22 protein-coding genes are annotated in these 24297 nt (G+C 40.1%); 8 read left to right on the forward strand and 14 right to left on the reverse strand.

Annotated features, from left to right (window positions below; translation table 11 throughout):
- Positions 1 to 8: 8 nt before the first annotated feature.
- Complete coding sequence (locus AC27JL_RS09060) at positions 9 to 1571, forward strand: dihydrolipoyllysine-residue acetyltransferase (protein WP_487195441.1); 1563 nt, start codon at positions 9 to 11, stop codon at positions 1569 to 1571.
- A gap of 415 nt (positions 1572 to 1986) precedes the next feature.
- A complete protein-coding gene (locus tag AC27JL_RS09065) occupies positions 1987 to 2352 on the forward strand; it encodes a DUF805 domain-containing protein (protein ID WP_039037067.1) in 366 nt (121 codons plus the stop codon).
- 57 nt (positions 2353 to 2409) lie between these two features.
- On the opposite strand, the gene AC27JL_RS09070 is transcribed toward AC27JL_RS09065, so the two are convergent.
- Entirely contained in the window at positions 2410 to 3462 is a 1053-nt protein-coding gene (locus AC27JL_RS09070) for a putative manganese transporter (protein WP_487195442.1), read from the reverse strand.
- A gap of 121 nt (positions 3463 to 3583) precedes the next feature.
- Positions 3584 to 5209, reverse strand: coding sequence for a M28 family metallopeptidase (locus AC27JL_RS09075; RefSeq protein ID WP_277054461.1), 1626 nt, complete (start codon positions 5207 to 5209; stop codon positions 3584 to 3586).
- Between the two features lie 118 nt (positions 5210 to 5327).
- Here AC27JL_RS09075 and AC27JL_RS09080 point away from each other — a divergent pair, with 118 nt between their 5' ends.
- The 3 genes from AC27JL_RS09080 to AC27JL_RS09090 are packed head-to-tail and all read left to right on the forward strand — an operon-like array spanning position 5328 to position 8126.
- Positions 5328 to 6140, forward strand: coding sequence for a DUF3025 domain-containing protein (locus AC27JL_RS09080; RefSeq protein ID WP_277054460.1), 813 nt, complete (start codon positions 5328 to 5330; stop codon positions 6138 to 6140).
- Complete coding sequence (locus tag AC27JL_RS09085; RefSeq protein ID WP_008131198.1) at positions 6137 to 6925, forward strand: ABC transporter ATP-binding protein; 789 nt, start codon at positions 6137 to 6139, stop codon at positions 6923 to 6925. The genes AC27JL_RS09080 and AC27JL_RS09085 overlap by 4 nt, the downstream gene beginning before the upstream one ends.
- A complete protein-coding gene (locus AC27JL_RS09090; RefSeq protein WP_277054459.1) occupies positions 6918 to 8126 on the forward strand; it encodes an ABC transporter permease in 1209 nt (402 codons plus the stop codon). The genes AC27JL_RS09085 and AC27JL_RS09090 overlap by 8 nt, the downstream gene beginning before the upstream one ends.
- A 98-nt stretch (positions 8127 to 8224) precedes the next feature.
- Here the strand turns inward: AC27JL_RS09090 and AC27JL_RS09095 are convergent, their stop codons facing one another.
- The 6 genes from AC27JL_RS09095 to AC27JL_RS09120 form a co-directional block, all read right to left on the reverse strand.
- Entirely contained in the window at positions 8225 to 9064 is an 840-nt protein-coding gene (locus AC27JL_RS09095; RefSeq protein ID WP_277054458.1) for a UDP-2,3-diacylglucosamine diphosphatase, read from the reverse strand.
- Between the two features lie 161 nt (positions 9065 to 9225).
- Positions 9226 to 10950, reverse strand: coding sequence for a proline--tRNA ligase (locus AC27JL_RS09100; protein ID WP_487195443.1), 1725 nt, complete (start codon positions 10948 to 10950; stop codon positions 9226 to 9228).
- 88 nt (positions 10951 to 11038) lie between these two features.
- A complete protein-coding gene (gene tsaA, locus AC27JL_RS09105) occupies positions 11039 to 11743 on the reverse strand; it encodes a tRNA (N6-threonylcarbamoyladenosine(37)-N6)-methyltransferase TrmO (protein WP_487195444.1) in 705 nt (234 codons plus the stop codon).
- A 181-nt stretch (positions 11744 to 11924) separates the two neighbouring features.
- The gene (locus tag AC27JL_RS09110; protein WP_008131186.1) at positions 11925 to 12494 is read right to left on the reverse strand and encodes an outer membrane beta-barrel protein; all 570 of its coding nucleotides are present in this window, start codon (positions 12492 to 12494) and stop codon (positions 11925 to 11927) included.
- Positions 12495 to 12743: 249 nt separating this feature from the next.
- The gene (locus AC27JL_RS09115; protein ID WP_008131184.1) at positions 12744 to 13208 is read right to left on the reverse strand and encodes an acyl-CoA thioesterase; all 465 of its coding nucleotides are present in this window, start codon (positions 13206 to 13208) and stop codon (positions 12744 to 12746) included.
- Between the two features lie 101 nt (positions 13209 to 13309).
- Positions 13310 to 14956, reverse strand: coding sequence for an electron transfer flavoprotein-ubiquinone oxidoreductase (locus AC27JL_RS09120; protein ID WP_487195445.1), 1647 nt, complete (start codon positions 14954 to 14956; stop codon positions 13310 to 13312).
- A 220-nt stretch (positions 14957 to 15176) separates the two neighbouring features.
- Between AC27JL_RS09120 and AC27JL_RS09125 the strand changes: the two genes are divergently transcribed.
- Together AC27JL_RS09125 and AC27JL_RS09130 are read left to right on the forward strand one after the other, a co-directional pair.
- Positions 15177 to 15926 carry an electron transfer flavoprotein subunit beta/FixA family protein gene (locus AC27JL_RS09125; RefSeq protein ID WP_277054454.1) on the forward strand — a complete coding sequence of 250 codons (750 nt, stop codon included), beginning with the start codon at positions 15177 to 15179 and terminating at the stop codon, positions 15924 to 15926.
- Positions 15927 to 16853, forward strand: a complete 927-nt coding sequence (locus tag AC27JL_RS09130) for an electron transfer flavoprotein subunit alpha/FixB family protein (RefSeq protein ID WP_277054453.1) — start codon at positions 15927 to 15929, stop codon at positions 16851 to 16853.
- Between the two features lie 140 nt (positions 16854 to 16993).
- On the opposite strand, the gene asnS is transcribed toward AC27JL_RS09130, so the two are convergent.
- Entirely contained in the window at positions 16994 to 18391 is a 1398-nt protein-coding gene (asnS, locus tag AC27JL_RS09135) for an asparagine--tRNA ligase (protein WP_006793019.1), read from the reverse strand.
- Positions 18392 to 18688: 297 nt separating this feature from the next.
- On the opposite strand from asnS, the gene AC27JL_RS09140 reads away from it, so the two are divergent.
- Positions 18689 to 19123, forward strand: coding sequence for an ATP-binding protein (locus AC27JL_RS09140; protein WP_008131176.1), 435 nt, complete (start codon positions 18689 to 18691; stop codon positions 19121 to 19123).
- 2 nt (positions 19124 to 19125) lie between these two features.
- On the opposite strand, the gene AC27JL_RS09145 is transcribed toward AC27JL_RS09140, so the two are convergent.
- Genes AC27JL_RS09145 through AC27JL_RS09165 form a run of 5 tightly spaced genes read right to left on the reverse strand, consistent with a single transcriptional unit; the run spans position 19126 to position 24161 of the window.
- Positions 19126 to 19755, reverse strand: a complete 630-nt coding sequence (locus AC27JL_RS09145; protein ID WP_487195446.1) for a Vat family streptogramin A O-acetyltransferase — start codon at positions 19753 to 19755, stop codon at positions 19126 to 19128.
- Positions 19756 to 19785: 30 nt separating this feature from the next.
- Positions 19786 to 20796: an ABC transporter ATP-binding protein gene (locus AC27JL_RS09150; protein ID WP_277054451.1), complete on the reverse strand. Its 1011-nt coding sequence runs from the start codon at positions 20794 to 20796 to the stop codon at positions 19786 to 19788.
- Positions 20797 to 20809: 13 nt separating this feature from the next.
- The gene (locus tag AC27JL_RS09155) at positions 20810 to 22309 is read right to left on the reverse strand and encodes an ABC transporter permease (protein ID WP_010556462.1); all 1500 of its coding nucleotides are present in this window, start codon (positions 22307 to 22309) and stop codon (positions 20810 to 20812) included.
- Positions 22309 to 23349 carry an extracellular solute-binding protein gene (locus tag AC27JL_RS09160; protein WP_487195447.1) on the reverse strand — a complete coding sequence of 347 codons (1041 nt, stop codon included), beginning with the start codon at positions 23347 to 23349 and terminating at the stop codon, positions 22309 to 22311. Before AC27JL_RS09160 ends, AC27JL_RS09155 begins: the two co-directional genes overlap by 1 nt.
- A complete protein-coding gene (locus tag AC27JL_RS09165) occupies positions 23349 to 24161 on the reverse strand; it encodes a hypothetical protein (RefSeq protein WP_487195448.1) in 813 nt (270 codons plus the stop codon). Before AC27JL_RS09165 ends, AC27JL_RS09160 begins: the two co-directional genes overlap by 1 nt.
- Between the last annotated feature and the right edge of the window lie 136 nt (positions 24162 to 24297).

Below are 24297 nucleotides of genomic sequence, written 5' to 3' on the forward strand. Positions count from 1 at the left end.
GGGGTCCCATGGCTAAAGATTTTATATTACCCGATATTGGTGAAGGCATTGTTGAGTGCGAAGTGGTTGAATGGCTAGTAAAAGAAGGTGATAGCGTTTGTGAAGATCAACCCATCTGTGACGTGATGACCGATAAAGCCCTAGTACAAATACCTGCTGTGCACGATGGAGTAATTACAAAGCTCTACCATCAAAAAGGCGAAATAGCTAAAGTGCATGCACCCTTGTTTGCAATGGATGTAGCAGGCGAAGCGGCTGACGTTGAAACGCAAGAGCATAACAGTGCACCCCAAAACAACAATACAGCTGAACAATTAGAAGATTTTATTTTACCAGATATTGGCGAAGGGATTGTTGAGTGCGAAATAGTCGACTGGTTAGTCGCCGAAGGCGATGAAATTGAAGAAGATCAAGCTGTTTGTGATGTAATGACTGATAAAGCCCTTGTGCAAATACCGGCCAAGTACACCGGTACCGTACAAAAGCTGTATTATCAGAAAGGCGAAATAGCTAAAGTACATAGCCCACTGTTTCAAATGACTATTGCTGGAAGTGCACCTAAACAAAACATAGATGTAAATCAAGCCGTAGTAAAAGCGCAAACAAATGCAGCAGAGCAAGCAGCACCAGTAAAAGTTAATCAAACAGCAAAAGTGGTTAACACAAAAGCCGTTGCATCACCGGCTGTTAGACGTAAAGCACGTGAGCTTGATGTTGATTTAACACAAGTGCCGGGTAGTGGTAAAAATGGACGTATCTATAAACAAGATATAGAAGAGTTTATTAAAGGTGAAGTACCTAACAGTATTGATACATCACCGCTTAATAGCAATGTAGCCAACACACAAACTAATACGCAGAGCTGTGGCGTGCGTGTAGAGCCAATTAAAGGCATAAAAGCGGCGATGGCAAAACAAATGGTTGCTTCTGTTTCAACCATTCCACATTTTACATTTTGTGATGAAATAGATTTAACAGACCTCATTGCCCTAAGAGCTTCAATGAAAGAGCAATACAAAGCACAAGGCGTTAAGCTCACTATGATGCCTTTCTTTGTTAAAGCACTGTCGCTTGCGATGAAAGAATTCCCGGTTCTTAATTCTAAAGTAAATGAAGATTGTTCTGAGCTTACTTATTTTGACGATCATAATATTGGTATAGCAGTCGATTCTAAAATTGGCTTATTGGTGCCTAATATTAAGTCGTGCCAAAGTAAAAATATTGTTGATGTGGCTAATGAACTTACCCGGCTTACTGAGTCTGCTCGCGAAGGGCGAGTACTACCTGAAGACTTAAAAGGCGGTACAATTAGCATTTCGAATATTGGTGCAATTGGCGGCACAATTGCCACACCAATTATTAATAAACCAGAAGTAGCTATTGTTGCGCTAGGTAAGTTGCAATATCTCCCCCGCTTTGATGAAAACGGTCATGTTGTAAGTAAGGCCATTATGCAAGTCAGTTGGTCTGGTGATCACCGTGTTATTGATGGCGGAACAATTGCTCGCTTTAATAACCTATGGAAATCGTACTTAGAAAATCCATCGGCAATGATGATGGCAATGAGTTAAAAATATAATTGTTTAAACCTAGGGCGTGTTGATCTTTGATGGTTGAATTTGCAGCAGTATGTTTGGTTTTTAGGCAAGGCAGAGCCTATGAAGTGTTGTTATTCCCCATAAATAGGCGATAACGCAGCATAAATGCCAAACATGCGCTGCCCTTCGGGTTCTGCCTAGGGGCGATAAACTCTTTGTCACTCGGTTTTTACTTAGCCCACTAGGTTACAAACCTCGCGCCGCGATTTAATCGACCCTAGATTGAACAAATTTCAATCCGCAAAGGTCAACACGCCCTAATAAATAACCAGCAATTTGCTGGTTTTTTGTTTTAAAGCAAACCGTTTTTAATTAAGATACAAATGTTACTAATAAGTAATTTAAAGACCCCGTTAGGGAATATAAAAAATAACACTAAGGAAATATTATGGAACATTATATGAACGCACTGCGTAGCTACGCAGATTTTTCAGGACGTAATCGCCGCAAAGCATTTTGGATGTTTATGCTAATTAATATTATTTTTTCACTATTAACAAGTGTTGTAGATGGTATTACAAACACGATGTTTGTAAGCACAATATATAGCTTGGCTTTATTGATCCCTCAATTAAGCGCTGGCGCACGTCGTTTACACGACACAGGCCGCTCAGGCTGGTGGCAGCTTCTTTGGTTAGTGCCAATTATTGGTTGGATTGTTTTAATTGTATTCCTTGCACAAGACTCGCATGAAGGCGAAAACGATTTTGGTCCTAATCCAAAAGAGTTAGCAGCAGAACCTGCTGCTGTATAAAGTAAAGTTTTAACCTAAAAAAGCTCAGTGTTCACTGAGCTTTTTTATGTCTAAAATTCAATACGAAATAAAATACAAGCCATAGCCAACTCCGAGTGCAGGAAGTGCGGTATATAAAGTCGCTATTATTTGCGGTCCACAACCGGGTAAAAAACCAATGATCACAGCAATCAGCGGTGCTAAATAAGCGTAGTGGGCAAACCATGTTTTTAAATCAAGTCCGGCTACATTCACGAGTATTTCAAATAACATAAACGACGCCACTACCCATGCAGTCACAAAGTGTGTGTCTTGGAGCACTTTAATTACTTTAGAGGGTGGATTGCATTTATCCTCTTCACTGGTAATTTGCTTATATGTTTCGCCCTTAGACGAGTAAGCCCATACCGTTACGATAAATAGAGCCATGCCCGCACCAAATAAATGTATTCCAGTGTTTGTGTACTCTCCAAATTGGTTAAAGTCCACGTTAAATGCGATTAAAAACGCGATAATTAAACTTGGAAAAATCGCTAACATCCAAACAGGTTTACTGACTCTAATAATGCGGGTAGGCAATATTTTAACTTGGTGCGTTTGTTCTTTTAAAGAAGGGCGTAAAAAGTCGTGTTTATGAACTGTATTTACAAAAGCACCACATATAGTTCCAACAACTAATCCTATAGTCATTATTACAGCTCCCTCAGTAGGGCGTGTAGCTAAAAGTAAAAATGCAGCATCGCCCATTGTTGCTGTCAGTACGGCAACAATAGCACCAAAGCTTGCTTGGCCTTTGGTAAATTGTGTAACCACTATTATAGCGCCCCCGCAGCCGGGTAAGGCACCTAGTAAAGCCGCAAAAAAGACCTCTAAAGCCGGTGACTTGGCACTTAGATAACTAAGCTCCAACTGAGGTAAACGCTCAATAGCGTAGTAATAAATCAGTAACGTAGCAGCAACAAATACACTGACTTGAAAAAACGCGTCGCTTAGTGCGGTAACTGCAATATCACGAAGTGATGGCACAGCAAAGCATACCAACAAAAAAAGAGGGAGTAATAAGCGTTTATTTTGGCTAACAAAGCGTTGTGAAGCGGGCGTAATTAGTCCTATTTGTGTAATTGAGTTCATACAGTGTTACCAAATTAAAAAACAGGGTAACACTGTATAATTTTAGTAAATGATAATCAATATCATTTAATTGTGTTTAAATCGATTACTCACATTGAGATTTTCGATATTAAATTCTAGGCTATTTGCGTTGAAATTCTGAATTTGCATTCCAAGTAGGCCATTGCTCTTGCTCAGAAATATCAAAACCTACTTTATAAAATAATTGTAAGTCTTGAACAGCACCCGATAAATCCCACTCATCGCGGTAACGGTCACAAGGCTGGTGGTAACAACCGCGTAATACTAAGCTCATTCGCTTGCGATAATTGGCTGTTTCTTCATCCGCTGCTTGAGTACCACCACCAGCGTACATTGCAGGTATGCCCATATTGGCAAACGCAAAATGATCAGAACGGTAATAACCACCCGACGATGGTTTAGGATCGCCTGATAAAGTTCTACCTTGATCTTTTGCTGCATTAGCTAAAAACTCATCCATTTGAGATTTACCAATGCCTACCACACTCATATCTTTTACTTTGCCTAATAAATTTAAGCTATCCATGTTGATATTAGCAACCGTCTTGTTAGCTGCAATAACAGGGTTTGCGGCGTAATACTTAGAGCCAAGTAACCCTTGCTCTTCAGCGGTTACTGCTAAAAATGTCATTGAGCGGCTAGGGTGCTTTGGCAATTTAGTAAATGCCTCTGCAACTTCTATTAAGCCTGCAGTACCCGTTGCGTTATCGTGAGCACCGTTATAAATTTGGTCACCTTTGCGGCTTGTATCTGTGCCTAAGTGATCCCAATGCGCTGAATATACTACATGTTCGTCTGGCGATTCGCTGCCCGGTAATGTCGCAATAAAGTTGTAAGACACTGACGTTTTGATTGTATTAGTCACATTAACAGAGGCGGTTAAATCACCCATATCGACATGATAAGCACCTTTTGCGGCATTTTCTTTAACGGTATCGAAATCTAAACCAGCTTTACTGAAAAGCTCTTTAGCCACATCACTAGTAACCCAGCCTTCTACAGCAACACGGTCCATATTGTTGTTTTCTTTTTGAAAACCAAATTGCTCGCCACTCCACGAATTTTCAACAACCGACCAAGGATACGAAGCGGGCGCTGTTTCGTGAATAATAATAGCGCCTGCAGCACCTTGGCGACTTGCCTCTTCATATTTGTAGGTCCAACGACCGTAATAAGTCATTGCGTCGCCAGTAAATAAAGCAGGATCTTTAGTTGCAAAACCAGGATCGTTCACAAGCATGACCACAGTTTTACCTTTAACATCAATTCCTTCGTAGTCGTTCCAGTTATACTCTGGTGCATTAACGCCGTAGCCTACAAATACGAGCTCAGAGTTTTCAATGCCTTCTTTTTCACTAATGCGGCTACTGCCCATAACCATGTCTTTTTTGTATTGGTAATCTTTGCCACCAATTGATAAAACCATGTTTGAATCAGCTTCTAGTGATACAAGGGGGACTTCTTGTAAAAAGCTATCACCATTGCCAGGCTCAAAACCCAATGCTTTAAATTGGGTTGTTAAATAATCTAATGTTAGCTTTTCGCCAGGTGACGAAGGCGCTCGGCCACCAAATTCGTCAGATGCCAATACTTTTATGTGTTTTGCTAACTCATCGGCTTTAATACTGTTATAGCCATTAGTTACATCTGAAGGAGTTATGCTTGTTGCTGCACAGCCAGCTAAAACAGCGCTGGCAAGAAGTGTGAGAGATAAATTGCGTTTCATATTAACTCGATTATTGTTTTAAGATTAAATAAGTATATTAACTTCTATTAAGTAGGGCTAGCTTTTGCGGTAAACTGTTACAAAATTAAAGGCCTATACAAGTTAGAAATTTATAATAATGAAGCGTTTTACTCCTCCTGAACAATGGCAACCCAATTGCCTAAAAACGGGTGCATTTAATCACCTAAACAGCTTGTTTAAACTTAATGAGCAAACTCAATGGCCTTCACCAAAATGGTTTACTCCTTATTTAAATGCAACGAACGAGAATAATTTACCGATACAGTTTGTTGACGATGCACAAATAGACTTTGCTGAGCGCTATTACGAACAAGTAATTTTTGAAACGGGTGAAGTACCCACACGGATAGAAAATTGGCACGATCTATTCGGTGGTTTTATTTGGTGCTTATTTCCTAAAACAAAATCACTTATAAATCATCGGCATGTTCAGGACATTGCCGAATATGGTTTAACTAAGCGTACCAAACACAGAAACGCACTCACACTATTTGATGAATGTGGTGTTGTACTTGCCATTAGTGACAGTAAATGGCAAACCTGGCTGCGTGATCATCAATGGCACAAAGCATTTGTAGAGCACCGCCATGAGTGGGGAGAGTCAATTCAGGCTTTTATGTTTGGTCATGCCAATTACGAAATGTTGACTCGCCCTTATATAGGGCTCACAGGAAAAGCATTATTTATAAATGTGCCCGACGAAATATTTTGTAAAGATTTAGCAATGCAATACCAGTACCTTGATCAAGTACTTTATGAGAAGATTAAAATAGAACATTGCTTAGCCGATAACTCACACCTTTCGCCTTTACCATTATTAGGTGTGCCTGGCTGGCATGAAGATAATAAAAACGACACATTTTACAATAATACGGATTACTTTAGACCCAAACGAAGGACATGCGCATGATAGAAGTTGCCGGGCTTAAAAAACGTTTTAAGCTGACGAAAGACCATAAAAAAAATAAAGTAGACGATATCGACCCGCGTGAAGATAAAGACTACTTTCATTCAGTACGAGATGTCAGTTTTCGCTGCGCTGAAGGCGAAGTATTAGGGTTGTTAGGCCCAAATGGCGCAGGTAAAACAACCACCTTAAGAATGATCTCAACAGCCTTAAAGCCTGATGAAGGCTCTATTACAATTGCTGGCAACGACATTGTTAAAAAACCTCTTTTAGGGCGAAAGTCGATTGGGTTTTTATCAGGCTCTACTGGCTTGTATGGTCGTCTGACCGTTAAAGAAAACATAGAGTACTTTGCAAAACTTCACGGGATGAAAAAAAGCGATATAGCATCACGTTGTGACGAGCTTTTCACATTACTTGATATGCATAAATTTATAGATAAACGCGCTGAAAATTTATCAACAGGTATGAAGCAAAAAGCAAATATAGCCCGTGCAGTTGTACATCGCCCAAAAGTAGTTGTGCTCGATGAGCCTACAACAGGCCTTGATATCATGACCACACAAACTGTGATCGAATTTATCAAAGGTTTAAAAGCACAAGGCACACCGGTTATTTTTTCTACCCATCATTTAGATGAAGTCGCATTGTTATGTGACCGTGTAGCGGTAATTAACGAAGGCATAAGCTGCTTTGATGGCACAGTTGAAGAGTTTAAACAAGCCGGAAACAGTGAAGAGTTAAACCAAGCGTTTATGAACATATTAACGGAGAAGCATAATGTTTGAAGTATATAAAAAGGAATTAAAAGAGCTCCTTCGCGACAAAAAAACGCTTATGTTTGTTGTGGCGCTGCCAGTACTTATTTTCCCAATAATTTTTGCCGTTATGGCTTTTATTAGTTCGCAAGCGGCACTTGAAGCTGACCAAAAAGTTAATACTTACGTAATTATTAATGGTGAATACGCACCAGAATTTACCAACAAAGTGTTTTACCACAAAAGCTTTGAACTTTATAAGGGCAGTAAAACCTTTAATACAATAGAAGAGCTCAAAGCAGGTGTTACTGCCGGCGATATAGATATGGGTATTTATTTGCCAAGTAACGCAGAAGATACACTCGACAGTGGTGAACAAAGCAAATGGGAAGTGGTATTTAACGACGCAAAATCAATAAATTTTTTATTTGATCGGGTCAAAGAACTAGCTCAAGAATACAGCGACGTATTGCAAGCCAAAAAATTAAAAAGCTTTGGGATAGAAGAGTCTGCGCACAAAGCTATCCTTACCCCTATTGAAGTTGTTAAAGTAGATACGGCCGATAAACGTGAAAACTTAGGTGAAAAAATAGGTGGCTTTTTACCATATTTACTTATTCCATTGGTGTTAATGGGCGCTACATATCCTGCAATTGACTTAGGGGCCGGTGAAAAAGAGCGCGGCACACTAGAAACACTCTTACTTACACCCATAACACGCACAGAGCTGGTATTAGGTAAATTTATAACATTACTGACCACCTCTATTGCATCAACCACTATTACGGTTGTGAGTATGGGGTGTTGGGTTGCTGTTGCACTGGCGTTCGCAGACTTAGACTTTATAAAAACGGCATTTAGTACTTTGGCGGTTACCGATTTGCTGATGATTTTTGTATTATTACTGCCATTGGCTGCCATATTTTCTTCTTTAGCGTTAGCTATATCTATTTATGCGCGTACGTTTAAAGAAGCACAAAACTACATGGCTCCTTTAAGTATGGGGGTGTTTTTCCCTATTATTATTTCAATAATGCCAAATATGGAATTGACTGCTAAAACCGCGTTTATTCCGGTAACCAACGTTGCATTAGCCATTAAAGACATAATTAAAGGCACTGTAGATTACACGTTTGTAGGGCTCATATTTTTAGCAACCGCTCTTATTGCAGGTGCGCTACTCGCATTTTGTGTTAAATGGTTTAACCGAGAAGATGTACTATTTAGATAGTGTGCTACTCATCTTTAAAAAGCATCACTTAAGTGATGCTTTTTTGTTTAAGACCGTCAACAAGGATTAAAATTTATGACTTGGTTTAAAGTCAGCAATTAGGCTGCCGACTTTTTAGGTTTCGCATCGTCATTACTCATTAGTGGCGATGAAATGTTAGATATGTCGGCGCTGTCTAAAACTGTGTGTGTATCTGACCAGTGAAGCAGTTCTATTTTTCCATCGGCTTGTTCCACTAAGGCGGTGCAGTTTTCTATCCAATCGCCGTCGTTACAATACACTATGCCGTCGCACACTTTTATTTTAGGGTGGTGTATATGCCCACAAATAATCCCATCTACTTTTTGTTTTTTTGCCTCATGAATAGCTGCGTCTTCAAATGCATTTATTGCTTCGCGTGCCTTATGAACTCGTGCTTTTATCCACGACGCTAACGACCAGTAATTACCCCCAAACAACTTTCTTATTTTATTGCTCCAACGATTTAAAAATAAAAGCAAATCGTAGCCCGCATCGCCTGCAATGCTAATAATTTTGTTATAACGAGTTGCGCTATCAAAGTCATCGCCGTGAACGAGCAAAAAGCGTTTATCGGCTTGAGTTACATGAATATACTGCTGGTGGACCTCTATGCCAAACAGGGTTTGATTTATATAGTTTCTAAAGGTTTCGTCATGGTTTCCTGGTATATAAATTACGCGTGTTCCGTTGGCCGCTTTTTGTTGAATGCAATTAAGTACTTGATAGTGAGAGGGGTGCCAATAAAATTGGCGCTTCATAGACCATAAATCAATAATGTCGCCAACTAAATATAAAACGTCCGTCTCAACAGCGCTTAGAAAATCGAGTAAATAATCAGCTCTGCAATCTTTATAGCCTAGGTGAACATCTGATATCCATATAGCAGGGTATTTAGCCTTTTGTTCAGCACTTTTCATATTGTCCCTCGTTAGTTTTGTTAGCTATAAATTACTTTAGAGAGAAAAAATGACAGTGATACGACATTTTTAGTAAAGCTATATGACACAAAATTTAGGCATAAAAAAACCGCTTAAAAAAGCGGTTTTTGCATCCACGTTATTGAATAACGAATAAGTGTTTAGGCTTGCATAGCTGCTTTAATGCTTTCAATAGCGGTATCTATGTCAATCATTAGCTTTTCACCTGTGCGACGATTTTTAAGTTCTACTTTATTTTCGTCTAGGTTACGTTCGCCAATTACAAGTGTGAAAGGCACACCTACAAGCTCCATATCATTAAACATGACACCAGGGCGCTCTTTTCTATCGTCAAATAACACATCCACACCTGCATCTTTTAAACCTTGGTAAAGGCTGTTTGCAATATCTGGAATGCGATGCGACTTGTGCATGTTCATTGGTACAATAGCAAGGTCGAACGGCGCAATAGATTGTGGCCAAATAATACCGTATTTATCGTTGTTTTGCTCAATAGCAGCAGCCACAATACGCGATACACCTACACCGTAACAACCCATGGTCATTACTTGGTTTTTGCCATCTTCGTTTAATACGCCTGCTTTCATGGCTTCTGAGTATTTTGTGCCAAGTTGGAATATATGTCCTACTTCAACACCACGTTTAATTTGTAATTTGCCTTGGCCGCAAGGGCTAGGATCGCCTTCTACAATGTTACGAATATCAGCAACGTCGTAGTTAGTTACATCACGGTCCCAGTTTATGCCGCTAAAGTGTTCGTCGTCTTTATTAGCACCGGCTACAAAGTCAGCCATTACGTTGGCTGTGCGGTCAACAATAATTGGCATTGTTAATCCTACAGGACCTAGTGAGCCAGGTTTTGCGCCGATTGCAGCAATGATGTCTGCTTCTTTTGCCATTTCAAGCGGTGAGTCAACGAGAGGGTGCTTTTCCGCTTTCAATTCGTTTAATTCGTGATCGCCACGAATAACAAGGGCAACTAAACCACGTTGTTCGTTTTCATCTGGGGCACCATAAACGATTAACGTTTTAACACTACGGTGTGGTTTAACACCGTAATGCTTTTTAAGCTCTTCAATTGTTTTAGCATCTGGAGTCGGGAACGCTTTTAATTCTTTTGTAGCATCAGCACGAGGCTCTGTTGGGGCAAGGGCTTCGGCTTTTTCAATATTAGCGGCGTAATCACTACCATCGCTAAATGCGATAGCGTCTTCACCTGATTCGGCTAAAACATGGAATTCATGAGACACGCTACCACCAATAGAGCCTGTATCGGCAATTACTGGGCGATAATTTAGGCCTAAACGTTCGAAAATATTACAGTATGCTTTGTGCATTGCTTGATACGTATTATTTAAACATTCTTCACTCAAATGAAATGAATAAGCGTCTTTCATGGTGAATTCACGGGCGCGCATAACACCAAAACGAGGGCGTCGTTCGTCACGTACTTTAGTTTGTACTTGATATAAAGTAAGTGGTAACTGTTTATAGCTATTCACTTCTTTGCGAACAAAATCGGTGATTACTTCTTCATGTGTTGGACCAAGTGCAAATTCACGATTATGACGGTCTGTAAAGCGCATTAGCTCTGGACCAAACTCGCTCCAACGGCCTGACTCTTCCCATAAATCAGCAGGCTGTATCACAGGCATCAGCATTTCTATTGCGCCTGCTTTGTCCATTTCTTCACGAACAATGTTTTCAACTTTACGCAAAACGCGTAAACCAGAGGGTAACCAAGTGTATAAACCCGAAGCGACGCGACGGATCATACCGGCTCTAAGCATTAACTGATGCGATACAATTTCAGCATCTGAAGGCGTTTCTTTAAGTGTTGCGAGTATATATTGACTGGTACGCATTATTTTTCCGAAATAGAGTAATATGTTCTTTTAATAGAGCTTAAGTTTACCAGCGGTTGCTTTTACACAAAAGCGCTAAGTGAGTTATTTAGCTTTTTTCTATACTTGTTACTAGGTTGTGCTCGCCATTAACTTGCCAGCGTATATTGTAATCATACAATGTCATTCCATAGCTCTGCTCGCCGTCTTTTTGTTTTTTGTAAGCAGGGCGTGGATCTTGTTTTAAAACATTACTAATAAAGTTTAATAAATCAGGGTATTGAGTTTGCTGCTCAATGAATAAAGTCACCTCGGGGGTAAACTCTACACTCATTTGTGTTTCTGGGCGTGTATCTGCAAAGCCAGCACTTGCGTCAAGCATAGCATCTGAATAAGGCAAGTAGGGTTTTATATCAATGATGGGCGTGCCATCAAGCAGGTCTATTCCGGCAAGTAATAAACTGAGTTGGCCATTTTTATATTCTATACCCTCAAGCTTCACTGCACTCATACCAATGGCATTTGGTCTAAAAGTAGCACGAGTAGCAAATACACCTTTGCGTTCATTACCGCCTAAGCGAGGAGGGCGCACCATGGCCGAGTAGCCTTTATCTGCGGTTTCATGAAAGCGAAACAATAACCAAATGTGGGTAAATTCATCAATACCGCGTACAAATTCTTCGCGGTTAAAATCAGGCGCAAAAATAAGTTTTGCTTTGGCTTCAGGTACTAAACGAGGTTGTCTTGGTATGGCAAACTTTTGTTTATAAGGAGATTGTATATGGCCAACGGCCGAAATGTTGAAGTCGCTCATGTCACTCAAGTACAAATAGAATAGGCGGGCATTCTACCTTTATTTGCAGACCATCGCATCACAGCATAGCAATTTATTTAATTAGACTGATTGGTTTAAAAAGGCTTTTGGACTGAGTGGTTTATATAAAACAGAAAAAGGTAAGCCTAAGCTTACCTTTGTTAAACAACCTGTTTATAGTTTAAAACATGTATTGCAGTGACACTGATGCTACATCCATATCAGGATCAATATCGTCGTCTAGTTTATAACGCTCGTACTCCAAACGCATTTGCACATTGCTAGAAAAAGCAAATTCTAAACCAGCACCATAAAATGCGTCACCGCCGTCTTGTGAAGTAGATACGCTTCCAACAGGGAGTTCTTGTTTTATATCTGCATCCCATTCTAACCAACCACCTTTGGCATAAACCGAAAAGCTCTCAGTTAATGGGATACCTAATCGCGCGGCCAATGACACGCCGTCAATTTCAGCTTTGCTATCAATATCGCTAACTTCATCAAAGTTTTGATAAGCCAGCTCTACACTTAAATATTCATTAAATTGCGTACCAACATATCCTTTGAGCATTTGTGCGTCATCATCAAAATCAGTATCGTTTTCACTGTCTTCAAACTCAAAAGAGTACTGTCCGTAACCTATACCGGTATAAATACGTGGAGAATCAAAATCGGAAATATCTGCCTGCGCCGCAGAGTTAAAACCAAGTGTTGCTAGCGCTAGTGCTGAAAGTGAAAGTGATTTAATCATTAAATAGCTCCTTTAAAAAATAAAATGGTTTGATTGTTCAAACTTCAATTACTTATTTGCAGTGAACATGCCAATGATTAAATTGATTACTAAAACAGCTGAACTAGTATTTTTGGATTAGTTATTTGGGTTGTTTAGGTTTTTTATTAAACAAATCGCTAACTGCTAAGATTTAGCGATTTTAAATAAATTGTATTTTTTACAAAGCATTAGGTGATTTTTACAGTACAAAAATTAGCTAATGCGTAATTACACTTGATGAAGTAAATTTTCGGTTTCAATCGCAATTTCTTTCATTTTAATTGCGTAGTTTTCTAATTTTACATCTTCATTGGTGACCGCTTTAAACTCTGGCACTGCAACGGGGTAACCTGTTTCATCCATGGCAACAAAGCTTATTACACAGTGATTTGTTTCAACCATGTTCTGCGTTTTAGGGTCGCCACACCGAACTTGTATAAATATTTGCATACTTGTTTTACCAGTATGTGCAATTTTAGCTTCCACTTCTACTATTTGACCAACCAGAATAGGGCGTCTAAATTTAACACCTGCCACCGATACGGTTACACAATAATGACCACTCCAGCCTGCAGCACAGGCATAGCCAGCTTGGTCAATCCACTTCATAACCACACCACCATGCACCTTCCCACCAAAATTAACGTCGGTAGGTTCTGCTAAAAAACGAAAAACAACATTTGACGACGGCATAAGCTTTACTCTTTTTATTAATTATACAATCAGCATAGCGCAAAAAAGGGGCCGAAGCCCCTGCAATTTAGGATATGTTTATAATTTATATGTAAAAGATATTACATATTGGGGTAATTAGGGCCGCCGGCGCCCTCTGGGGTAACCCACGTGATGTTTTGGCTCGGATCTTTAATGTCACAGGTTTTACAGTGAACACAGTTTTGTGCATTTATTACAAACTCGTTGTTACCTTCTATTTCTTGCACCTCATAAACACCTGCTGGGCAATAGCGCTGCGCAGGTTCATCAAATTTCACAAGATTAACTTTTATTGGTATTGCTGTGTTTTTAAGTTTTAGGTGACAAGGTTGAGACTCTTCATGGTTAGTGTTTGATAAAAACACACTTGAAAGTTTATCAAAACTAAGTGAACCATCAGGCTTAGGGTAAGCTATTTTTTCAGCAATGTTAGCATCAACCAGCGTAGAGTAATCTGGTACATCATCTTTAAAGGTAAATGGTAACGCACCGTTGAATACATTTTGATCGAGCGTGTTATATGCACCCCCTAAAAATTTACCTAGCTTATGCATCACCGGACCAAAATTACGAGACTGATAAAGCTCTTTATAAGCCCAAGATTGTTCAAACTGCGTGTGGTAATTTACTAAATCAGTATTAGCTTGTTCATTTTCTAATGCTTCAAAAATGACTTCAGCGGCTATCATGCCCGATTTCATTGCTGTGTGATTTCCCTTAATTTTTGCAAAATTTAATGTGCCTGCATCACAGCCTACTAATAATCCGCCAGGAAAATGCATTTTAGGTAAAGAGTGTAATCCACCTTTTGCAATAGCACGCGCGCCATAAGCAATACGCTCACCGCCTTCAAGTACGTGTTTAAAAACAGGATGATGTTTCATTCGCTGGAATTCATCAAACGGGCTTAAATGCGGGTTTGTGTAATTTAAATCAACAATTAAGCCAACAACGACCTGATTATTTTCGCTATGATACATAAATGCACCACCGCTGGTATCACCACTTAACGGCCAACCTGTGCCATGAACTACTTTACCTTGTTGATGCTTAGACTCATTTACTTGCCATATTTCTTTAAAGCCTAAGCCATAATGTTGAGGAGATGAGTCAGCATCAAGTGCAAACTGGTTTATAAGTTGTTTGCCTAAATGGCCTCGGCAGCCCTCAGCAAAAATAGTATATTTAGCTCTTAGCTCCATGCCTGGCATGTAACCATCTTTTTCATTACCCTCTTTATCAACACCCATGTCACCCGTAACAATACCTTTTACCGTGTCGTCTTCAATAATAAGTGAATGTGCGCTAAAACCTGGAAATATTTCTACGTCTAAACTTTCAGCTTGCTCTGCAAGCCAGCGGCATACGTTACCCATTGAAACAATATAGTTACCATTATTATGAAATGTTTTAGGCGTAGCAAAGTGGGGGATTGATGTTGCTTTTTCTTCGTTATTAAACCAATAAATTTCATCATTTGTAACTTTCGTAGTTACTGGCGCACCTTGCTCTTGCCAATTTGGTAGTAATTCATCTAACGCTTTTGTTTCAAATACAGCGCCCGATAGAACATGCGCGCCAACTTCTGAGCCTTTTTCTACAACACAAATCATGCACTCTTGTTGTTTTTCTTGTGCAAGTTGTGCGAGTTTTATTGCACTAGCAAGTCCCGCAGGTCCAGCGCCTACAACAACTACATCAAATTCCATGGTTTCACGTTCGACCATAATAACCTCTTTATTTATGACGGACTCACTCAATACTGCCTCAGTATTTGAATAAGGTATTCAGCCTATTTATTACAATGCCAATTTTTCGTTACAGGCTGTGAATAGTTAAAGGTTATTTTAGGTTGACGTTTACGTCAACAGGAAGTAGTCTGATTTCATAAAATAAATAGGTTGACGTACACGTTAGGTTGTAGGTTTAAATAATTATGGAGTTCCTATGAAAGTTCTTGTACCAATAAAACGCGTTATTGATTACAACGTAAAAGCGCGTGTCAAAAGTGACAACAGCGATGTAGATTTAACGAACGTTAAAATGGCGATGAACCCATTTTGTGAAATTGCAATTGAAGAAGCTATTCGCTTAAAAGAAGCCGGTACAGCCACTGAAGTTGTAGCTGTTACTATTGGCGCTAAAACATCGCAAGAACAACTACGCACAGCGCTTGCACTGGGTGCAGATAAAGCAATCCACATCGAAACCGATGAAAAATTAGAGTCATTACACATTGCAAAATTACTCGCAAAAATTGTTGAGCAAGAAGCGCCAGAGCTTGTTATTTTAGGAAAGCAGTCGATTGATTCAGACAATAACCAAACGGGTCAAATGCTTGCAGCATTAACTAATCGTGGGCAAGGTACGTTTGCGTCTAAAGTGGTCGTCGCTGATGGAAAAGTAAATGTTACGCGTGAAGTAGACGGCGGTTTGCAAACGGTCGCGCTTTCATTGCCAGCCATTATCACTACAGATTTACGTTTGAACGAACCACGTTATGCATCACTACCCAATATTATGAAAGCAAAACGCAAGCCGCTTGCTGTAATAGCTGCAGACTCTTTAGGTGTAGATTTAACACCTCGTATTCAGCTTGTTAGCGTAGAAGAACCGGCTAAACGTAGTGGTGGCATTATTGTAGAAGACGTTGCACAACTTGTAGAAAAATTAAAAACAGAGGCAAAGGTGATTTAAATGAAAACACTTGTAATTGCAGAGCACGACAACGGTGCCTTAAAACCAGAAACCTCAAAAACAATTAATGCGGCTATTCAAATGGGTTTTCCTGTTGATGTATTAGTGGCCGGTGAAAACATCGCCAATATGAGCGAGACTATTTCAAGTATAGAAGGCGTTTCGAGTGTGCTTGTTGCAGATAATGCAGCTTATGCACACCAACTAGCAGAAAGCATGACCGATTTAGTTATGTCGTTAACTGACAACTACAGTCATATTGTGGCAAGTGCAACTACCACAGGCAAAAATTTTATGCCACGTGTTGCGGCCCTTTTAGATGTAGCACAAATATCTGAAATTATTGATGTAATAGATGCTGATACGTTTAAACGCCCAATTTATGCCGGTAACGCTATTGCGACTGTAAAATCACTTGATGCTAAAAAGGTGATTACCGTACGCGCAAGTAGTTTTGATTTACAAGGCGAGCAAGCCGTTGTAAGTATTAATACTTTAGATACAGTATCGGACTCACAGTTAAGTACGTTTGTAAGCGTTGAGCAAACTGAGTCAGAGCGCCCAGAACTTACCGCTGCTGAGGTGGTTATATCTGGCGGTCGTGGTATGCAAAATGGCGAAAATTTTGCGTTATTAAATGGCATTGCCGATAAACTAGGTGCCGCTATTGGTGCATCGCGCGCTGCGGTAGACGCAGGCTTTGTTCCTAATGATATGCAAGTAGGGCAAACGGGTAAAATTGTAGCGCCTAACTTATACATCGCAGTGGGTATTAGCGGTGCCATTCAACACTTAGCGGGTATGAAAGACTCAAAAGTGATTGTTGCAATTAACAAAGACCCCGATGCACCTATTTTTCAAGTTGCAGATTACGGACTCGTAGCCGATTTATTTGATGTGTTACCGCAATTAGAAAGCGCACTATAACTATTTATTAAACCTTATTCTGGTTGAAAGCCGTGGTGCCTGATGGGTGCTGCGGCTTTTTTTATACGCTAAGTTTTAGCCACAAAAAAACCAGCCAATTGGCTGGTTTTTGATATGTAAACAATTTACTAAGTAATTGTTTAGTAAGTTGCGCTGCCTTTCGTTCGAGGGAAGGCGATTACGTCACGTACATTACCCATACCTGTTACATAAGCAACTAAGCGTTCAAAACCTAAACCAAAGCCTGAATGTGGCACACTACCGTATTTACGTAGGTCGCGGTACCAGCTGTAATCTTCTTTGTTTAAGCCCATTTCTTCAAGGCGCGCATCAAGTACGTCAAGGCGCTCTTCACGTTGAGAACCACCAATGATTTCACCAATACCCGGTGCAACTACGTCCATAGCAGCAACGGTTTTGCCGTCTTCGTTTTGGCGCATGTAAAATGCTTTAATATCACGTGGGTAGTTTTTAATTACTACCGGTGCTTTAAAGTGTTCTTCTGCTAGGTAACGTTCGTGCTCAGACTGTAAATCTACACCCCATTCAACATCAAACTCAAATTTCTTACCGCAGTTTTTAAGAATTTCTACTGCGTCTGTGTAATCAACTTGTGCAAAGTCTTTTTCAACAAATTCTTCTAAACGGCTAATAGCAGTTTTTTCGATACGTTGAGCAAAAAACTCCATGTCGTCACGGCGCTCTTCAAGTACCGCTTTAAATACGTACTTAAGCATGTTTTCAGCAAGCTTTGCAATATCTTCTAAATCTGCAAACGCTACTTCAGGTTCAACCATCCAAAACTCAGCCAAGTGACGTGAAGTATTTGAGTTTTCTGCACGGAAAGTAGGGCCAAACGTATAAATTTTTGACATTGCAGACGCGTAAGTTTCGCCGTTTAACTGGCCAGATACAGTTAAGAATGCTTCTTTTCCAAAAAAGTCTTCACTGTAATCAACATCGCCTTTATCTGTACGCGGTAAGTTTTGCATATCAAGTGTAGATACACGGAACATTTCGCCAGCGCCTTCACAGTCACTTGCTGTGATAATAGGTGTGCTGATCCAGTAGTACCCTTGCTCGTGATAAAAACGGTGAATGGCTTGTGCTAAACAGTTACGTACACGTGTTACTGCACCAATCATGTTAGTACGTGGGCGAAGGTGAGCGTGTTCACGTAAGTATTCAATGCTGTGGCGTTTTGCCGACATTGGGTATGAATCTGGGTTTTCTACCCAACCTAATACAGTGACCGTATTCGCTTGAATTTCAAACGATTGGCCTTTGCCCGCAGATTGAACTAAAACACCAGTAACCGATACAGAACAACCGGCTGTTAAGCTAGTAACTTCATCATAATTATTTAGTGAATTAGGAACTACCGCTTGAATAGGATCAAAACACGAACCGTCATGAACGGCTAAAAATGATATTCCTGCTTTTGAATCGCGGCGAGTACGGATCCAGCCTTTAATTGTTACTTGGCTGTCTACCGCAACATTGCCTTTTAATAGCTCTGAAATCGCTAAATGGCTCATCTTCACTCCAATGATATAAGTTGCCTAACTTTATTTATTTAAATATGTACAGTATATAAACCATAATTTATTGATAGATGGTGCTGTACTAGAACCCTGTATCTTACCTAGTAAAGTAAAATAAAAAAACTATTGCGGGCAACTCTTTATAAGTTTTTATCAATGCGGTTTATTTTTAGTCGATTTTTAGGCACAAATGACTAAGTTTGTAATTTGCTTCTCTGAAATTTAGCGATTTTGTGGCATTATATATTCTTTGATTACTCAATACTGACCATTACTTTAGAAATGGATGCTATGAAACAAGTTTTTATTTTACGTGGACTACCTGGAAGCGGTAAGTCGTATTATGCACAAAATTTAGCAGACGAATTAGCGACTGCAGATGAAAGCCAATACTTAATTTGCTCAACAGACGATTATTTTTTAAATGAGCAGGGCGAATATCATTTTGATAAATTTAAATTACCGCAATACCATAATTTAAATTTAGCGCGTTTTATACAAGCGCTCGCACAAGATATTCCGCTCGTGATTGTAGACAACACCAATATAAAAAAATGGGAGTTTGTTGCATACACTCAAGCAGCTGTTGCATTAGGTTACCAAGTTAAAGAAGTGATAGTGGGTGAAGTAAAAGATAAATCCATGCAGCACTTATACGCTAAACGCAATTCGCATAACGTGCCGCTTAAAACCATAAGTAAAATGGCGTATATGTTTGAATGGTAGTGTTATAGTTTAGACAGTAAGTCTAAATTATTTTGAGTTATAGCATCTAAATGAGCAGTGATTTTGTCATTGCTCCAATCCCACCATGCAATAGATAGCAGTGCATCAATCGTTTTATCGTCAAAACGCTGTTTGATTATTTTTGCTGGATTACCACCAACGACAGCATAAGCAGGCACATCGTAGGTCACTACCGATTTACTGGCAATGATTGCACCACTTCCTATTTTTACCCCTGGCATAATAGTGGCGTTATAGCCAATCCACACATCATTGCCAATTTCTGTATTTCCTTTAAATGGTAAGTCACCTGGTTGAGGTGCAGACTTTTCCCATCCGTTACCAAATATAAAAAATGGGTAGGTAGAAAAACCAGCACTTTGATGATTAGCCCCATTCATTATAAACGTTACATCTTTTGCTATGGCGCAAAACTTCCCAATAATAAGTTTGTCACCAATAAAATCGAAATGATAAAGTACGTTTTTTTCGAAGTGTTCAGGCCCATCAGGGTCGTCGTAATACGTATAATCACCGACTTCTATATTAGGCGACGTAATAAAATTTTTTAAATAACCTACTTGAGGAAACCTTTGCATTGGAGATGGGTTATTTGGATTTGGTCCGTTCATGGTTTCCTCTAAAGTAAAATATTTAATGTGCTAGTTTCTAAATGCAGCCAGTGGATGAGAGGTACTTAGCGAAACATGTACGTTGTCACCAGGGTGTACAACCAGTTCATGACTCACGCGGCTAGTAACTACTGTACCACAGGCAAGTTTTATTGCGCATAATCGACTACCGCCTTCAAAGCGGACCCAAATAACCTCACCATTATTACCTATACTGCTTTGTACTAATAAAACATCGTCGGGGCGAAGCAATACATCAACATTGCCTTGAGTACAGTCAACACCATGCGCGGGCACATTACCAATATCGGTAAGTGCTTGGCCGTTATTTAATGTACCTTTTATAAAGCTAGCTTCACCTAAAAAACGTGCAACAAAGCGGTTTTCTGGGGTGCTAAAGCATTTTTCGGGAGTGTCAATTTGTTGTATTTGCCCACCTTTTAAAACACCAACACGATCCCCAACCGATAGTGCCTCTTCTTGGTCGTGGGTAACCCAAATAGCAGGTACACCTGCATTTTTTAGTGCGTTTCGGATATCCCAACGCAGCATGTCTTTTAACGCGGCATCTAGATTCGATAGCGGCTCATCAAGTAATACAAAGTCAGGCTGATGAGCAAGAGTACGTGCTAATGCAACACGTTGCTTTTGACCACCAGACAGGGTCGCAGGTTTCTTAGCCCTAAACTCTTCAAGACCAAGTAGGTTAATCCAATGATCTGCCACGCTGTGATCTTTTAATTTAAAACAAATATTTTGCTCAACCGTTAAATGCGGAAATAACGCAAAATCTTGAAAAACCATACCGACACTTCGCTTCTCAGGAGGCACTGATTTATTAGGGGTTGCACGCCATTTATCTGCGTTTATTTCACCTTCAGAAATAGGTATTAAGCCTGCGAGTGCTTGTAATATTGTACTTTTACCGCAACCTGTGGGGCCAACAAGCATTAGGATTTCGTTTTCACCAAGCGTTAAATTCAAATCGCTCACAACGCGATTACTGCCATAATCTATAGACAACTGACTTACAGATAGCATTTACTTCAAATCCTTAATGTTCAAACTGGTTACGTTTTTCGCCAGACATCATAATAGCTAAACCACAAGCAGAGATCACCACTAATAAAAGCCCAGGTATAGCGGCACGGCCAAAATAGCCAGCTTCGTAAACACGCCATAAATAAGTAGACAGGGTTTCAAACCCAGTAGGGCCTAGCAATAAAGTGGCTTCAAGTTCACGCATTGACTCTAAAAACACCAATGCACCACCAGCGACGATACCACGCATGGTTAAAGGCAAAGTAATACGTGTAAAGGCTTCGCGCGGGCTTGCACCAAGCACTCGCGCAGATTTTACCAAGCTAGGATCTAAATGTTCGGTGCTAGTACGAATTGAACCGACCGCGAGAGGCAAAAAACGTAGCATGTAGGCAATAATAAGTAACCCCAAAGTTTGATACAAAAATGGTAATTGCAACCCGCCATAAACCAGCGCTGTGCCCATTACAATACCGGGTATGCCAAAGCCAAAGTAAGTAACGCGCTCCATAATTCTGCCTGCTTTGCCACTGAGAGCCGCGTGCGCAACAGGGACCGCTACTATTACTGCAACAATAGCAGCAAGTGCAGACGCATAGGTAGAATGCCACGCAATGGTAAAATCAAAATTACTTAAGCCATCTCGTGCAAGCCATATAAAAAATATTGCCAAAGGTAAGCCGATTGCTAGCAGCAGCACAGGGGCGAACAGAGTAAATAACGCACTTAATTGAAGCTTACTTGGGAATAAAATAAGGGGGCGGCCATGACGCTCACTCGCTGTTTTTATTTGAGACTCTATAAGTAATAAAAAGCCAACAATAACCATTAACTGAAGCGACAGCATCGCTGCGCGACCCAGTTCAAACGCATTGTATTCAACATAAATAACACGGGTGAATGTATCAAGTCTCATCATGGCTGGGGTGCCAAAGTCAGATAAAGTATAAAGTGCTACTAATAACGACCCAGCAGCAATACCATTTACCACGCGGGGTAGAATAACTTTGAATACACTTTGCGTCATCGACATACCCAATGTGCGAGCTGCGTTTACCATACTGGCGTCTAAACTGAGTAAAGATGATCGGGTAGTCATCATCACAAATGGAAATGTATACAGGGTCATAACTATTGCAGCGCCGGATAGCCCATACATAGACGGTGTTTCAAATCCGAGTAAATTATTTATTTCACCCCCAGGGCCAAATGCAGCATAAAGCGTAAACGCACCAATATAACTGGGTATAGCAAGGGGAGCGGCAAATAATACAAGCCATGCTTTTTTAAATGGTAAGTGTACATAGGCGCTTATAAACGCAAGTGGTACGCCAATTAAAATTGAGCCTAAAACAGTTAAGCCCATTAAAGCCAGTGTATTACCTAATATGGTTAAATTATGGCTATCAAAATAGGAACTTGAGTCACTAGCAAGTACCATTAATATACAAATAGGGGTAAGCGTAATGAGCGCTGCGAGCAGCGCCATTGGGTAAGATGGGGGTAATCGCATTATAAAACGCCGTTGCTGCGCATTAAGTCAATAGTGGGTCGCAAATCTGCAAGCTGTGTTAAATCAATTTTAGGTGGTGAAACACTCGAAAGCGAAGGTAAACCATCAGGCTGAGCAATACCGTTTACAAGGGGAATTTCGTAGGCTTCACGTGCTAAATAGCCTTGTACTTCTTTGCTGAGTAAATAGCGCATAAAGTTAGTTGCAAGCGGGTCACTGTTAAGCGTTAATATACCCGAGGCGTTTACTAAACAGCCTGCATCGTTTTGGGTAAAGGCTAAATCAAGATTTGCATCCGGCTTGCCTGATTTTAAACGTAAAGTGTAATAATGATTAGCAAAGCCAATATCAACTTCACCCCGTTCCACACCCATTACAACGCCTAATTCACCTGCGTATGTTTTTGCACGTTTTTTAACTTTTTTGAGCCATTTAGCCGTTTTATCATCGCCTTGTAAAATACGCATTGCTGTAACAAACGATTGAAAAGACGCATAAGCAGGGGCCCAACCAATACTCAAGTCGCTGTCAGCAATTTCCATAATGCTGGTTGGAATTTGCTCTTTAGTTAAACGCGACGTATTAAAAGGCAATGTACGAATACGTCCCGTTACTGGCGCCCAGTCTTTATATTTAAATTGCGGCTGCAGTTGAGCCGATAAATCGTCTGGCAGTGGTTTTGCAAGGCCTGCATCGGTCACTAAACCAATTGCACCTGAGTCCACAGCCCAAAATAAATCAGCACGCTTAACACCCGCTTTGGCTTCTGCAACAATTGTGTTGGCAAGTGCAGCTGTTGGTCCACGGCGAATAGCTAAATTAAAATCAGGGTTATTTTTTTGGATAGCTTGTAATACGTTTTCGTATAAACCACCTTCACCTCGGCCTAAATATAAGGTTAAATCACCTTTAAGTTTAGGTAAATCGTCAACCGAGACAGGGTTGGTTACTGTATTAGCAAAAGCTTGCGATAAAGGTAATGGCAATGAGCCAATTACCCCTAATGCTGCTAACCCTTGTATAAAGGTTCTGCGTTCCACTAAAAAACGTCCTTACGGTTTTTTTCTGCTTTTTCAATTAAACGTTTGGCGCGGTCTAATTTTGTTTGCATGCTGGTAACTACATCGCGTACTTCATCAACACTTTTGTTATCTGCGATTGCTTTTGGAAGCGTTACGTTAAAATCTTTTTCAAGTGCCTCGACTAAATTTGCATCTTGCTCTATGAGTGTTCCTTCAACGCCTTCGAATAAGTGTAGGTAAGTATCGTGAACAATTTCAGTGGCTTCGTCTTGAAGGCGCTCAGCAAGTTTTGCGATGACGCGGTCTAGTTTGTGCTTTATTTCGTCTATTGTTGCACTTTGCGTCATTTCTTCACTTGCTGTAGCTGTAACAGACTCTAACAAGCCTTTTTGTTGAAATTTAGCTGCTAATTTAACAGCACCTAAACCTTGCCATAAAGCATTATTCATTGCGGTTTGTTGCACACGAACCTCAGCGGCTGTTTTACCACCGTCAATTGCCATTTTTACACCGTACAAACCCTGCCAAATAGAGGCATAAACAGGCACTAGATTAGTTTCAATTGCACTGTGAAATTTTACAGATTCCCAATATTCAATTAAATCGTCGGTATTTACGGCCTTAGCGCCTTTATTTTCGTAGGTGCTAACAAGTGTGTCTACTTTGCCTACCATCCACTCAACTTCTTCGTTATAACTTTTAAGGTTAGCTTGAAGGTGATTTACATGTTCACCAATAGGGCCGTTAGCAAGTACAGGTTGCGCAATAAACGCAGACGCTATTAATAAAGAGGCACCTAATGTTTTGGCTGGTTTAAAAAATAAGTTCATGAAAGAAGTCCAAAAGGGTAATTGTAAATGATAGGTATTATCATATCCGTAAATATTACGAAGAGCAATATACTAAAACCGCTAAACACGTATTTGAAGGCATGAGGACGAATTTAATTAATACAAATGATCTATA

This window comes from Pseudoalteromonas sp. 4NS20-0020, from assembly GCF_057554385.1.

Coding starts and splice junctions, on each gene's coding strand:
- AC27JL_RS09085 (WP_008131198.1), top strand. CDS start 6,137: ATGATAGAAGTTGCCGGGCTTAAAAAACGTTTTAAGCTGACGAAAGAC.
- AC27JL_RS09140 (WP_008131176.1), top strand. CDS start 18,689: ATGAAACAAGTTTTTATTTTACGTGGACTACCTGGAAGCGGTAAGTCG.
- AC27JL_RS09145 (WP_487195446.1), bottom strand. CDS start 19,755: ATGAACGGACCAAATCCAAATAACCCATCTCCAATGCAAAGGTTTCCT.
- AC27JL_RS09130 (WP_277054453.1), top strand. CDS start 15,927: ATGAAAACACTTGTAATTGCAGAGCACGACAACGGTGCCTTAAAACCA.
- AC27JL_RS09115 (WP_008131184.1), bottom strand. CDS start 13,208: ATGCCGTCGTCAAATGTTGTTTTTCGTTTTTTAGCAGAACCTACCGAC.
- AC27JL_RS09070 (WP_487195442.1), bottom strand. CDS start 3,462: ATGAACTCAATTACACAAATAGGACTAATTACGCCCGCTTCACAACGC.
- AC27JL_RS09075 (WP_277054461.1), bottom strand. CDS start 5,209: ATGAAACGCAATTTATCTCTCACACTTCTTGCCAGCGCTGTTTTAGCT.
- AC27JL_RS09065 (WP_039037067.1), top strand. CDS start 1,987: ATGGAACATTATATGAACGCACTGCGTAGCTACGCAGATTTTTCAGGA.
- tsaA (WP_487195444.1), bottom strand. CDS start 11,743: ATGAGCGACTTCAACATTTCGGCCGTTGGCCATATACAATCTCCTTAT.
- AC27JL_RS09100 (WP_487195443.1), bottom strand. CDS start 10,950: ATGCGTACCAGTCAATATATACTCGCAACACTTAAAGAAACGCCTTCA.
- AC27JL_RS09120 (WP_487195445.1), bottom strand. CDS start 14,956: ATGGTCGAACGTGAAACCATGGAATTTGATGTAGTTGTTGTAGGCGCT.
- AC27JL_RS09110 (WP_008131186.1), bottom strand. CDS start 12,494: ATGATTAAATCACTTTCACTTTCAGCACTAGCGCTAGCAACACTTGGT.
- AC27JL_RS09080 (WP_277054460.1), top strand. CDS start 5,328: ATGAAGCGTTTTACTCCTCCTGAACAATGGCAACCCAATTGCCTAAAA.
- AC27JL_RS09060 (WP_487195441.1), top strand. CDS start 9: ATGGCTAAAGATTTTATATTACCCGATATTGGTGAAGGCATTGTTGAG.
- asnS (WP_006793019.1), bottom strand. CDS start 18,391: ATGAGCCATTTAGCGATTTCAGAGCTATTAAAAGGCAATGTTGCGGTA.
- AC27JL_RS09155 (WP_010556462.1), bottom strand. CDS start 22,309: ATGCGATTACCCCCATCTTACCCAATGGCGCTGCTCGCAGCGCTCATT.
- AC27JL_RS09165 (WP_487195448.1), bottom strand. CDS start 24,161: ATGAACTTATTTTTTAAACCAGCCAAAACATTAGGTGCCTCTTTATTA.
- AC27JL_RS09090 (WP_277054459.1), top strand. CDS start 6,918: ATGTTTGAAGTATATAAAAAGGAATTAAAAGAGCTCCTTCGCGACAAA.
- AC27JL_RS09095 (WP_277054458.1), bottom strand. CDS start 9,064: ATGAAAAGTGCTGAACAAAAGGCTAAATACCCTGCTATATGGATATCA.
- AC27JL_RS09125 (WP_277054454.1), top strand. CDS start 15,177: ATGAAAGTTCTTGTACCAATAAAACGCGTTATTGATTACAACGTAAAA.
- AC27JL_RS09150 (WP_277054451.1), bottom strand. CDS start 20,796: ATGCTATCTGTAAGTCAGTTGTCTATAGATTATGGCAGTAATCGCGTT.